Source organism: Pseudomonas granadensis, assembly GCF_900105485.1.
GTDB classification, from domain to species: domain Bacteria; phylum Pseudomonadota; class Gammaproteobacteria; order Pseudomonadales; family Pseudomonadaceae; genus Aquipseudomonas; species Aquipseudomonas granadensis.
This window is the reverse complement of the sequence record NZ_LT629778.1, coordinates 2,765,552-2,778,371: the sequence shown is the minus strand read 5'-3', so window position 1 is coordinate 2,778,371 and position 12,820 is coordinate 2,765,552. Positions and strand designations below refer to the sequence as shown.

At 59.8% G+C, this 12,820-nt stretch carries 10 protein-coding genes; 7 read left to right on the top strand and 3 right to left on the bottom strand.

Features of this window, described 5'->3' with window-relative positions:
- Positions 1–139: 139 nt before the first annotated feature.
- Positions 140–1,522 (bottom strand): aspartate aminotransferase family protein, encoded by a 1,383-nt coding sequence (locus BLU52_RS12295; RefSeq protein WP_090283498.1) that lies wholly within the window; start codon positions 1,520–1,522, stop codon positions 140–142.
- Between the two features lie 177 nt (positions 1,523–1,699).
- On the opposite strand from BLU52_RS12295, the gene BLU52_RS12290 reads away from it, so the two are divergent.
- The 3 genes from BLU52_RS12290 (at position 1,700) to BLU52_RS12280 (ending at position 4,236) form a co-directional block, all read left to right on the top strand.
- The gene (locus BLU52_RS12290) at positions 1,700–2,317 is read left to right on the top strand and encodes a TetR/AcrR family transcriptional regulator (protein WP_090283496.1); all 618 of its coding nucleotides are present in this window, start codon (positions 1,700–1,702) and stop codon (positions 2,315–2,317) included.
- 101 nt (positions 2,318–2,418) lie between these two features.
- Entirely contained in the window at positions 2,419–3,732 is a 1,314-nt protein-coding gene (locus BLU52_RS12285) for a flavin-containing monooxygenase (protein WP_090283495.1), read from the top strand.
- A 66-nt stretch (positions 3,733–3,798) separates the two neighbouring features.
- Positions 3,799–4,236: a RidA family protein gene (locus BLU52_RS12280; protein WP_090283493.1), complete on the top strand. Its 438-nt coding sequence runs from the start codon at positions 3,799–3,801 to the stop codon at positions 4,234–4,236.
- Between the two features lie 134 nt (positions 4,237–4,370).
- Here the strand turns inward: BLU52_RS12280 and BLU52_RS12275 are convergent, their stop codons facing one another.
- On the bottom strand, positions 4,371–5,285 hold the full coding sequence (locus tag BLU52_RS12275; protein ID WP_090283491.1) for a LysR family transcriptional regulator: 915 nt from the start codon (positions 5,283–5,285) through the stop codon (positions 4,371–4,373).
- Positions 5,286–5,555: 270 nt separating this feature from the next.
- On the opposite strand from BLU52_RS12275, the gene BLU52_RS12270 reads away from it, so the two are divergent.
- From BLU52_RS12270 to pgm, 4 genes are all read left to right on the top strand, one after another.
- Positions 5,556–6,578: a zinc-dependent alcohol dehydrogenase family protein gene (locus tag BLU52_RS12270; protein ID WP_090283489.1), complete on the top strand. Its 1,023-nt coding sequence runs from the start codon at positions 5,556–5,558 to the stop codon at positions 6,576–6,578.
- Positions 6,579–7,126: 548 nt separating this feature from the next.
- A complete protein-coding gene (locus BLU52_RS12265; protein ID WP_231988028.1) occupies positions 7,127–8,593 on the top strand; it encodes a hypothetical protein in 1,467 nt (488 codons plus the stop codon).
- A gap of 49 nt (positions 8,594–8,642) precedes the next feature.
- Complete coding sequence (locus BLU52_RS12260; RefSeq protein WP_090288528.1) at positions 8,643–10,043, top strand: aminotransferase-like domain-containing protein; 1,401 nt, start codon at positions 8,643–8,645, stop codon at positions 10,041–10,043.
- Between the two features lie 105 nt (positions 10,044–10,148).
- Positions 10,149–11,795: a phosphoglucomutase (alpha-D-glucose-1,6-bisphosphate-dependent) gene (gene pgm, locus BLU52_RS12255; RefSeq protein ID WP_090283487.1), complete on the top strand. Its 1,647-nt coding sequence runs from the start codon at positions 10,149–10,151 to the stop codon at positions 11,793–11,795.
- A 149-nt stretch (positions 11,796–11,944) separates the two neighbouring features.
- On the opposite strand, the gene BLU52_RS12250 is transcribed toward pgm, so the two are convergent.
- Positions 11,945–12,640 (bottom strand): pirin family protein, encoded by a 696-nt coding sequence (locus BLU52_RS12250; RefSeq protein ID WP_090283485.1) that lies wholly within the window; start codon positions 12,638–12,640, stop codon positions 11,945–11,947.
- Positions 12,641–12,820: the final 180 nt, after the last annotated feature.

The window sequence follows — 12,820 nt, the reverse complement described above, 5'->3', positions numbered from 1 at the left end:
CATCCGGCGGCCGGGCGCGGGATACGCGGCCCGGTCGGGGATGGGACATGGGTGCATTCTGTCGATGCGCAGGCATTGGCGAAACGAGGTTTTTTGTGGAGCCGGGTTACGGAAAAACTTCTCAGTCCGACGTGCCCGGTTACAGGCGCCCGTACTCGCGGGCGGTGCGGTCCACGGCGATGCGCGTCTTGTCCACCAGCTCGTCCAGCTCCGCGCGGGTGGCGACCAACGCCGGGGCCATGATCATGCGCCCCAGGGTGGAGCGAATGATGATGCCTTCTTCGAAGCCGATGGTGCGGCAGCGCCAGGCGATGTCGTTTTCATTGACGAAGCGTTTGCGCGTGGCCTTGTCTTCAGCGAACTGCAACGCCGCCACCAGTCCGATACCTTGCACTTCGCCCACCAAGGGGTGATTGCCGAACACCTCGCGCAGGCAGTTCTGCAGATACGGCCCGGTGTCGTTTTTCACCTGAGTGACCACGCCCTCATCGCGCAGCGCCTTGAGGTTGGCGATCGCCACCGCCGCCGCCACAGGGTGGCCCGAGTAGGTCAGGCCATGAGCAAAGACGCCGCCTTTTTCCACCAGCGCTTCGGCCATACGTCGCGACAGAATCAGCCCGCCCATGGGGATATAACCCGAGGTCAGGCCCTTGGCGATGGACAGCGTGTCGGGCTCGAAGCCCAAGGCCTCATGGGCAAACCATTCGCCGGTGCGACCAAAGCCACCGATCACTTCATCGGCGCACAGCAGCACGTCGTATTGACGGCAGATGCGCTGGATTTCCGGCCAGTAGGTCTGCGGTGGAATGATCATCCCGCCAGCCCCCTGGAACGGCTCGGCAACGAACGCCGCCACCTTGTCGGCGCCCAGTTCGAGGATCTTGTCTTCCAGCTGACGCGCTGCGCGCAGGCCGAACTCTTCAGGGGTCAAATCACCTTCATGGGCGAACCAGTAGGGCTCGTCGATGTGCGCGACATCCGGGATCGTGCCGCCCATTTCGTGCATGAATTTCATCCCGCCCAGCGCCGTCGCCGCCAGTGTCGAGCCGTGGTAACCGTTCCAGCGGCCGATCATGACCTTTTTTTCGGGCTTGCCCATTACCTGCCAGAACTTGCGCACCGTGCGAATCAGTACCTCGTTGGCCTCGGAACCGGAGTTGGTGTAGATCGCGTGGCTGTAGTGCGCCGGCAGCAAGCTGAACAGCAGTTCCGACAACTCGATCACCGCCGGATGGGTCGTATGGAAGAACATGTTGTAGTAGGGCAACTGCTCCAGCTGAGCGCTGGCGGCAGCGGCGAGATCCTTGCGCCCGTAACCGAGATTGGTGCACCACAGCCCCGACATGCCGTCCAGATAACGCTGGCCGTCGTTGTCCCACAAGGTCAGCCGATCGCCTCTGACCATCACGCGCGGGCCTTCCTCGTTGAGGGCTTTCTGATCGACAAACGCGTGGATGTGGTGGGCGGCATCGGACGCCTGATAGTCACGTGTGGTGCGGGCTGGATCGAGATCGATGGACATTGCGTGTCTCCAGGGTGAGGGCGCCCGATGCTCGTCATGACGAGGGGCAAGCGGTTGCCGAGGGCTTGTGGCGGTATAAGTTTTGGCACTTGAAAATATTTTTGTAAAGAAAATATTTGTGGGGAAAAACGCAAGTCCGTACCCTGAGCGGCATCGCAAAGCCAGTGCAAGAGCGCCATGAGCGGATTAAGAGAACGGCAAAAAGAACAGCGCCGACAGGTGATCGCCGAGGCGGCGCTGAGGTTGTTCAAAGCCAATGGATTCAGCGCGACCACGCTGGAACAGATTGCCAACGAGGCGGGCGTTTCAGCGCCCACCGTGGTGAATTATTTTGGCGGCAAGCAGGACATTCTCCTCGCATTGCTCAAGGCCCCCGACGAACTGGCGATGCGCGAGGCGAGGGCGAATCTGGACGACAATTCGGACCCGCTCGACGCGCTGTGCGAACTCGAAGGCTTGATGACCCGATATCAACTGCGCGCGATGCCTGCGTCGCTGTGGCGCGAACTGGCGCCATTCCTGTTCACTGGAGACCTGTCCCACGCCTTTCAGCCGTGGAACGCGGCGGTGGTCGAGGAAGCCAAGGCTCTGCTCAAGCATTTTCAAGACCGGGGCAAGGTTCGCCCATCAGTCGATATCGAGGTCGCCGCGACCTTGTTCAACCAGTACGCGAACCTGGCGTTCATTCGCCTGGCCACTGAAGCCGTGCCGGATCGCGAGGCTCATGCGGCGCATATGCGCAGCGTGCTGGGGTTGATGTGCCACGGGATGTTGAGCGACCCGGGCGAAGCATAGCCCTAGGTTTTTCCTGCTCTGCGACGACAAAAATCATAATTTCGCTATCCCCTGATCCTGCACAGAATGCGTCCACACCCGCCTTCGTGAAGGACACAGGTATGACAGCTGGAAACATTGAAATCGATACGCTCGTGGTCGGTGCCGGTCAGGCAGGCGTGGCCATGAGCGAACACCTGAGCCATTTGGGTATCCCTCACCTGGTCCTGGAGCGCAGCCGGATCGCTGAGGCCTGGCGCAGCGGACGCTGGGATTCGCTGGTCGCCAACGGACCGGCCTGGCACGACCGTTTTCCGGGCCTTGAGTTTGCCGGTCTGAGCCCCGACGAGTTTGCTCACAAAGAACAGGTGGCCGATTACTTCGAAGCCTACGCCCGCAAATTCAAAGCGCCGATTCGCACGGGCGTTGAAGTGCGCAAGGTTGACCGCAACGTCGGGCGTCCCGGCTTCACCGTTGAAACCTCCCAAGGCGTCATCCAGGCCAATCGCGTGGTGGTGGCAACCGGTCCTTTTCAAAAACCGGTGATTCCGGCCATCGCACCGCAAGATGAGCGCCTGACGCAGATCCATTCCGCGCAATACCGCAACCCGCAGCAACTGGCCGAAGGCGCGGTGCTGGTGGTGGGCGCAGGATCGTCCGGCACGCAAATCGCCGATGAACTGCTGCGCGCCGGCAAGCAGGTTTACCTGTCTGTCGGCCAGCATGACCGGCCGCCGCGCGCGTATCGCAATCGCGATTTCTGCTGGTGGCTGGGCGTGCTCGGCGAGTGGGATCAGGCGGCGATGAAACCTGGCCGTGAGCACGTGACCATTGCGGTCAGTGGCGCCCATGGCGGGCGCACGGTGGACTTCCGTGAACTGGCGCAGCGCGGCATGACACTGGTCGGCGTGACCCGGTCTTTCAGCGACGGCGTGGCGGCTTTCCAACCAGACCTGGCGGCAAACCTGGCGCGTGGTGACGAGAACTATCTGGCCGTGCTCGATGCCGCCGATGCCTACATCGAACGCAACGGGCTGAACCTGCCGCTGGAGCCTGAAGCCCGTCGCGTGTTTCCGGACCCGGAATGCGTGAGCAAACCGATTCTCGAACTGGACCTCGCCGAGGCTGGCATCACCACCATCATCTGGGCCACCGGTTTCGCCACCGACTACAGCTGGATGAACGTTGATGCCTTCGATGAAAAAGGCAAACCCCGGCATCAGCGTGGTGTGTCGACCGAGTCCGGTATCTATTTCCTTGGTTTGCCGTGGCAGTCGCGCCGCGGCTCGTCGTTCATCTGGGGGGTATGGCACGACGCCAAATACGTAGCCGATCACATTGCCACCCAGCGCAAATACCTCGAATACCGGGACGCCGCCGAGCGTCAGGCCGAGCACGCTGCTTCAACGGCGCCGGCATCGGTCGTGACGGCCTGAAATCCGCGTTCCGCGCCGAACCCGGACGGGCGGCGCGGGCAACTTTCTGCTTCCAGGGAGCCCCACATGGCACAACCTACGCATACCCGCATTCGCATGTTCAACACCAAGGAAACCTACCCGAACCAGTCGCTGGATAACGATCTGTGTCAGGCCGTTCGGGCGGGTAACACGATCTACGTACGCGGCCAGATCGGCACCGATTTCGAAGGCAATCTTGTAGGCCTTGGAGACCCACGCGCCCAGGCCGAGCAGGCGATGAAAAACGTCAAACAGTTGCTGGAAGAGGCGGGCTCGGACCTGTCGCATATCGTCAAGACCACCACCTACATCATCGACCCGCGCTATCGCGAGCCGGTCTACCAGGAAATCGGCAAATGGCTCAAGGGTGTGTTCCCGATTTCCACCGGGCTGGTGATTTCCGGGCTGGGGCAGCCGCAATGGTTGATGGAAATCGACGTGATTGCTGTGGTGCCGGACGGTTGGCAAGTGGGGCAGGGGTGAGTGAGGCTTTGATGGGCAACGCTTGGGGCGTTGGTATTGGGCTGGAGCTGCCTGGATCAGTAGGGCTTTGAGCATCAGGACTTGGAGGGGGGGCTAGCTTGTCAGAAGCCCTCGCCTCCAAGTGAAACCTGGAACTACAGGCTATCTGGATCCCCAAAAAACATCTGAATCCGCGACCTCAACCAGCGCTCTCCCGGATCATTATCCTGCGACCCGCGCCAGGCCATGTGCAGTTCAAACGTACGCGTCGGCAGCGGCGGGTCTTCGGCGCGCAGTCCACCGGCAGCGGTCAGCGCATCAGCGGTGTAATCCGGTACGGTCGCAACGATGTCCGTGCCCGCCAGCAGCGTTCCCAATCCATTGAATTGCGGCACGGCGAGCACCACGTGGCGCTTGCGGTCGAGTTTTTCCAGTTCTTCGTCGACGAAGCCGCTGAGGTCGCCGGCAAATGACACCAGTGCATGCGGGCGGGCGCAGTAATCGTCGAGGCTCAGCGGGCCGGGTACGGTGTCGGCGCGCAGCAGTTTGGGGGCGCTGCGGCGCAGGACTTTGCGTTTGGCATTGGCGGGCAGGTCGGTGGTGTAGCTGACGCCGATCGAGATTTCGCCGGAGGCGAGCAGGCCTGGCATCAGGATGTAGTTGACCCGGCGCACCACCAGCACGATGCCCGGTGCTTCTGCGCGCAGGCGCTTGAGCAGCATCGGCAGCAGGGCGAATTCGACGTCGTCGGACAAACCGATCCGAAATACCGACGTGCTGGTGGCCGGGTCGAACTCCGCCGCGCGGCTGACGGCGGTCGAAATCGAATCGAGGGCCGGCGAGAGCAGGGCGAAGATTTCCACCGCGCGGGCAGAGGGTTCCATGCTGCGCCCGGTGCGTACGAACAGCGGGTCGTCGAACAGGCTGCGCAGGCGCGACAGCGCCGCACTGATTGCCGGTTGTCCGAGAAAGAGCTTTTCTGCCGCCCGGGTCACACTGCGTTCGTGCATCAATGTTTCGAATACGATCAACAGGTTCAGGTCGACACGACGCAGGTCATTACGATTCATCTGGAGTCCTGGCAGAGTCATCAAGCTTGACGAGAGCGGCCATATGAGAACAATGGCCGGCATGAATCTTACGGGGAAAGGCTGGTACTCTGCACCGGAAAATTCAGCTTTTACGAGACGGCGGCAGCGCTTTTTTGCAGGTTTATGCCAATGCCGCCCCTGTTGCGGAATCAATGACAGGCATGTCGACTATTAATAGCCACTGATGGTCTTGGGTCGAAAGCCCAGATAGAGTTCATGGCATTAGAGGTTACTTTGACGAGGTTTGCGATGTCCCGCACGATCCGTTTTCACAAGTTTGGTCCGGCCGAGGTGCTCAAATGCGAAGAGCATGCGGCCGCTCAGCCAGGTCCTGGCGAAGTGCAGGTGCGTGTCGAAGCCATCGGCATCAGCTGGTATGACACCCTCTGGCGTCAGAACCTGGCTTCGTCCCAGGCACGTCTGCCCTCGGGCCTTGGCCATGAAATGGCCGGTGTGGTCACCGCAGTCGGTGCCGACGTCGAGGACCTGTCCGTGGGCGACAAGGTCGCCAGTTTCCCGGCTGAAAGCCCCAACGACTATCCGGTTTACGGCGAGTCGATCGTGCTGCCGCGTACTGCCTTGACCCGTTATCCAGATGTCCTCAGCCCGATAGAAGCCAGCGTGCATTACACGCCGCTGCTGATCGCCTATTTTGCCTACGCCGATCTGGCGCGGGTCAAGCCGGGGCAATTCGCCCTGGTCACTGACGCCAGCCATTGCGCCGGCCCGTCGTTTGTCCAGTTGGGCAAGGCGTTGGGTGTGCGGGTGATTGCCGCGACCAAGGAAGCCGAAGAGCGCGAGTATCTGCTGTCTCTGGGCGCGGAGAAGGTGATCGTCACCGAAGAGGAAGATCTGTTGATGCGAATCAACAAGATCACCGACAACCGCGGTGTCGACGTCGTGTTCGACGGTCTTGGTGGCCCGCAGATGTCGTTGCTCGGCGATGTGCTGGCACCGCGCGGCAGTCTGGTGTTGTACGGCTTGCAAGGCGGCAATCAGACGCCGTTCCCGGCCTGCGCAGCGTTTCAGAAGAACATCCAGTTCTTCGTGCATTGCATCGGCAATTTCACCGGCAAGCCCGAGCTGGGTATCGCGCAGGATAGCGTCGCCCTGCAACGCGCGTTGCGCGACATCAACCAGTTGACCGCTGACCGCGTACTGCTGCCACTGAAAACCCGTGTATTCGCGTTCAACGAGTTCGTCGAAGCACATCGCTACATGGACGAATGCCCGTGCCGTGAACGGGTTGCCCTGCAAGTCGAATCGGCGTAAGCCTTGCCCTCGGAGTCCGTGGTCCCACGGACTCCTCTGCGTTTACTCTCCCTTTGCGACAACCACGCTTGTTGAGGCGCCATCCGCGTGCCTGTTGAACAACTGAGCTGGTTTTTGCTCTCGATCTGTATCTTCTAATCGCCATATAAGCCCTGATAATTGAATGATTACTTTCATCTCAAGGAATGAGCCATGGCTGTGCATTCTATTTGTCCTGCGCGATATCTAACCGTTGAATCTGTTGATAACGGCAACTTCTGTTTAAATGCTGTAAGACGATTCGGAAACCGCTTCTCTTTTTCTTGTACTCACTTGCCTTCGGACCCCGTGGGAAATTTCCTAGGACGAGCGGCGAGCGAGGATAACCCCTTAAATACGGGGCTTTGAGGCCAAAAAACGGCAATCCTTGGGGTTTCGCCAGCTCAAGTGTTTCAAATAACTTCAAAGTTGTAAGTGTTAGCATTTGAGCGTCTATTACTTATTGATGAATTGTCCGCTACGGGTGTCCGTGAGTGCGGCATGAAACTTTCGATTCCGGGTAAATACCGATGAGCACGATCCATGATCAAGCAATGAACTATGTCTACCAGCAAGTATTGCAACGCTTGCTGAGTTTTTTCTCCCGTGCCGAACGCACGGCCCTGCAGTTGTTGATTCAACGGCTGGCGGTGGCCGCGGGCGGCATGGAGCACATCGGTCAATTCAGGGTGCTGGTGAACCAGTCCGGGTCGCGCGACAGCTGTTACACCCTGGCCTTGCTGCGCGCTGCACAGTTGAGCATTGCGAGTCGTGCGCCGGCGACGTTTCAACTGCGAGTGGCCAATCTGCGCTGGAACGGCAACAGCCAGACGTCGCTCCAGAACATGCATCGCAGCTACAGTGCCTTGTTTCTGTATGACGATCCACGGGTCGAACTGGTGATGGTGGACCATCGGCAAGTCGTGCCATTTGATCATCAGACGCCGATCAGCGATGCAGGTCGCGAGGGCAATCGCCTTAATCTGCTGTTGCTCGGACACCGCCGTAACTGGGACGAACCGCTGCATTTGTGGGACGACGCCTATCTTGCCAGCGCCGAATTCTACGGCCAGATCGCGCGCTGGAATCATGGCGTTGATGCCATGGTCGGCAGCGAATCAACGCGCCGTCAGCAGCATTTTCTGGACGGGCTGGACCGGGCGGTGCAAAAGGCCGGCATCGCCGGGCCTCAGGTGAGCAATGTCGGTTTCGACAGACTGTTTCCTTTGCTCGATGCGCTGGGTGGCGATTATTACCGTGAGTTTTATCCAGAGGAGGAGCGGGTGGTCTGGCGTCCACAAGGTGAGTTTGAAGCCTGTCGGCGCACCAGTTTCATTCATATCAACGACATGATTGTCGGCAAGCTTGAGGAGCGCTGGCCACTGCTCAGTGATTTCCTCGGTTTCCAGGCGGACGACATGACGCTCTATCAGCCCGACGATGAACACGTAGAGCCTGTGGTGGCTGCGCATCTGCGCGGTTTGCAGGCGCAATTCATCGAAGGTCGGGCCTACGACGAGGGTGTCAGTGATTATCTGGCGAGCAGCTTGCTGACGATGCGGCAGAAACAGGTACCCGAATCGGTTTGCGAGCAACTGCTGGCCAGTTTCGGCCATTTGCGCGAGCTCGATCAACTGAGCGTACAGGCGGATGGTGCGTTGCTGGCCAGTTTCGACTTGAACCAGATCCAACTGACATGCCTGCTGTTTGCCCCGTTCATCGATGGCGGCGCGGGCCTTGAGCGGTTCCTGCGCCATTGTCACCCCGGCATGCTGGTGGCGATCCCGGATCTGCATCGGGCAATGCAAGGCCTGCATGCCCCGGAACAGGTCGTGAAGTGGATGACGGATGTCAGCGGGCTGCCGCTCCGGTTGATCGTGCGTCTCTATGCGATGGGGCCGTTTCGTCTATCCGCTCCAGACCAGGCCACCTCGCCGAGCCTGGACGACCATGGCGCCACTGCACAGCCACCAGCAGACCGCTCGGCAAAAGGCTGACCATGAGCAGTTTGCCAGGAGATGAATGGATGCCCACGGATACGGGATTGTGAAAGCGTCGAGGGATAATGACTTCGTTTATCAGGCGGTTTATCGATATCTGACATCGTTGATAGACGAAGCCGGGAAGGGCGCAGCAGTGCGTCTGCCCTCGCTGCGACAACTGGCAGACCGGCTCAGCGTATCGATCTCGACGGTGCAGTACGCCTATTCGCTGCTGGAAAAGGAAGGGCGGGTCTACTCGATCGCCAAGTCCGGGTATTACGCCCAGGCGCTACACGACATGGATTCGCCGGATAGCTGCCACGATTTGCTGGAAACGGTGTACGTCAACGCCAGACGTCCGGGCATGTGCGTGCTGAGCGCTGACGACCCGGCTTCACTGCAGCCACTGGACAGTCCGTTGTTGATGCTCGAGCGCGAATTGTTGCGCCAGTATCCACGCCAGCCGTCTTCGCTGATCCAACCGTGCGGCGAGCGGGAGCTGCGTACGGTATTGGCCGCGCGCTACACCACCTCGACCGCCAATTACTGGCGCGCGGACGACGTCTATATCGGTGCAGATTTGCGTGGGGTACTGGAAATACTGATTTCGGTGCTGCAATTGCGCGGCGCCACCGTCGTCGTCGAGTCGCCATGCGACTGGGTGATCCTGCGTCTGTTGCAGGCGGCCCAGGTGCACGTCATCGAGTTGCCGCTGCTGGGCGGAGGGCAGGTGGACCCGCAACAGCTCGAGTCGCTGTTAACGCACGAACCGGTGCGCTTGATGCTGGTGTCGTCTGCATTGAACATGCCTCGCGGCAGTCTGCGTCCGTTGAGTAACCAGCAGGCGATTGCGCATTTACTGGCATTGCACGGCACGTGGGTGCTGGAAAACGACTGCTACAGCGAACTGCATGACGGCGAGGGCCCACAGCCCTTGCGTGACTGGCTGGACCCTGAACGATTGCTGGTGTTTTCAACATTCGAGAAATTCATCGGCGCCGAGGCACCGTTCGGTTTTCTGTTGTCGCGACATTGGCGTCATGAGCTGCAGCGGCACTTTTTGTTGCGCGCGTTCCGCTTGTCACCGATTCGCCAGAAAGCCATTGCCAGACTGCTGGGTGGCGGGCGACTGGACCAGCATCTGGCGGTCTTGCGAAGAATGCTCAAGGAGCGTCGCGCGCCGCTGATCGCGCTGTTGCGCGATCGCCTGGGCGACGCGCTGGATGTGGTTGAGCCCGAGGGTGGCGCAACCGTATGGGTGCGGTCGTTGCGGCCGGTCAATATGGTTCAGGTTTTCCAGCGCCTGCTCAGGCAGCAGATCGTGGTGGCGCCGGGCGAGTTGTTCAGCTTGCAGGGGCTGCACGGGCAGAACCTGCGTCTGAGCGCGCTGGGTCATGGTGAGCGTGATCTGGCCAGTGTGGTCGGGTTGCTCGGTGACGCCTTGCGTCTGGCCCCCGTTGACTGACGTTAAAAAACATCGGAAGAGTCCCGGATAGATCCCGTCGCACTACGGTCAAACTGCCAGTAAACTGCGCTCTATTCCTGAATCACTCCATTTCAGAGGTTTTGCATGACACTCAGTCCTTTTGCGGGCAAACCGGCACCGGCAGAACTGTTGGTCGACATCCCGCGACTGGTAACGGCTTACTACACCGGACAGCCCGACGCGTCGATTTCCACTCAGCGTGTGGCGTTCGGTACTTCCGGACACCGGGGCAGCTCGTTCGACTTGAGTTTCAACGAGTGGCACGTTCTGGCAATCAGCCAGGCGATCTGCCTGTACCGAGAAGCGCAAGGTATCACCGGGCCATTGTTCGTCGGCATCGACACGCATGCGCTGTCAACCCCGGCCGGTGCCAGCGCGCTGGAAGTTCTGGCCGCCAACGGTGTCACGGTGATGATCGCCGAGGGCGACGAATACACCCCGACACCGGCCATTTCCCACGCCATTCTTTGCTACAACCGTGGCCGCACCTCGGGTCTGGCGGACGGCATCGTCATCACGCCGTCGCATAACCCGCCACAAAGCGGTGGTTACAAATACAACCCCACCAATGGCGGACCAGCCGACACCCATATCACCAAGTGGATCGAAGCCAAGGCCAATGAACTGTTGGCCAACAAGCTCGCCGGCGTCAAACGCATCAGCTACGAGCAGGCGCTCAAGGCCAGCACTACTCATCGCCATGACTACGTCAATACCTACGTAGCCGACCTGATCAATGTGATCGACTTCGATGCCATTCGTGACGCCAAGCTGCGTCTGGGCGTTGATCCGCTGGGCGGAGCAGGGGTGCGCTACTGGTCGGCGATCGCCGAGCATTACCGTCTGGATCTGCAAGTGGTCAATAAAGAAGTCGATGCAACGTTCCGCTTTATGACCGTTGACTGGGATGGCCAGATTCGCATGGACCCGTCGTCAAGCCACGCGATGCAAGGCCTGATTGGCTTGAAAGAACGTTTCGACGTGGCGTTTGCCTGCGACCCGGATCATGACCGCCACGGTATCGTCACGCCGTCCGGTGGTTTGTTGGCGCCGAACAACTATCTGGCGGTTTCCATCGATTACCTGTTCCAGAACCGGCCGCAATGGCGCGCCGATGCTGCCGTGGGTAAAACCGTGGTCAGCAGCGGCTTGATCGACCGTGTCGCAAAGCGTCTGGGCCGTCGCCTGTACGAAGTGCCCGTCGGTTTCAAATGGTTCGCGGAAGGCCTGTTCGATGGTTCGCTGGGTTTCGGCGGCGAAGAAAGTGCCGGTGCGTCGTTCCTGCGCAAGGACGGTGGCGTCTGGAGCACCGACAAGGATGGTCTGATTCCGGCATTGCTCGCTGCGGAAATGACCGCGCGCACCGGGCGCGATCCGAGCCAGGCGTACAAGGCGCTGACCGATGAACTGGGTGAACCGTTCTCGGTGCGTGTCGATGCCAAGGCCAATCCAGAGCAGAAAGCGCTGCTGAGCAAGCTGTCGCCGGCGCAGGTCACCTCGACCGAACTGGCGGGCGAGAAAATCCAGAGCATTCTCAGCCATGCACCGGGCAACGATCAGGCGATCGGCGGTTTGAAGGTAATGACCGAGAACGGCTGGTTCGCTGCGCGGCCGTCGGGCACTGAAGACATCTACAAGATTTACGCCGAGAGCTTTATCGGTGATGACCACCTCAAGCAACTGGTGGTTGAAGCGCAGGCATTGGTGGATGGGGCGATTTCCAGCCGTTGATGTTCACCAAGGTGTAAAAAAAGGGGCAGCCGTGATGGTTGCCCCTTTTTCCCCTCACCCTAACCCTCTCCCAAAGGGAGAGGGGACTGAATGTGGGCGGCTTGAGGCCTTTGTAGACCTGGTAGTGCGGCGTTGGATGATCGAGAACTTTAAGCCAGATCCACCAGCACAATTTCACTGTCTTCAATCGCCGTGACGGTCAGCACTTGCTCCTGCGCCACCGCAACGCCGTCTCGAGCTTGTGCACGCAAGCCATTGACTTCAATCACACCGGTGGCCGGAACGAGATACGCACGGCGCCCTTCATCCAGACGGTATTCTGCGGTTTCACCAGCCTTGAGATTTGCCGCCACCAGGCGCGCATCGGCGCGGATTCGCAGGCTCTGGTCGTCACCGTCCTTGCCGCTGGCCAAGGTTACAAACCCTTCACGCTGGCCTTTGGGAAACGGTTTGGCACCCCAGGACGGCGGCGCGCCGGTTTCGGTCGGCAGAATCCAGATCTGGAAAATCCGCGTGTCCTGGGCTTCCAGGTTGTATTCGCTGTGTGCAATGCCAGTGCCAGCGCTCATCACTTGCACGTCACCTGCCTCGGTGCGGCCCTTGTTGCCAAGGTTGTCCTGGTGTGTGATCGCGCCTTCACGCACATAGGTGATGATTTCCATGTCGCGGTGCGGATGCTGCGGGAAACCGCTGCCGGCGGCGATCACGTCGTCATTCCAGACGCGCAGGTTGCCCCAGTTCATGCGTTGCGGGTCGTAATACTCGGCGAAGGAAAAATGGTGGTGGGCATCAAGCCAGCCGTGGTGGGCGGCGCCCAGCGAATCGAAAGGTCTGAGTTCAAGCATGATCGTCTCCGCAATAGGTTCGGCACAGGGCGAAACCAGTGGTTTATGACGGCGATCATCCACGCGTTAACTATCGATAAAAAGCGTAAAAAGTGCGGCATTGCTATCGAATACATTGATGTAAAGAGCGGCAAAATCATCTCATCCGACTTTCATTTCATCGCCTAAACCGATGACCCA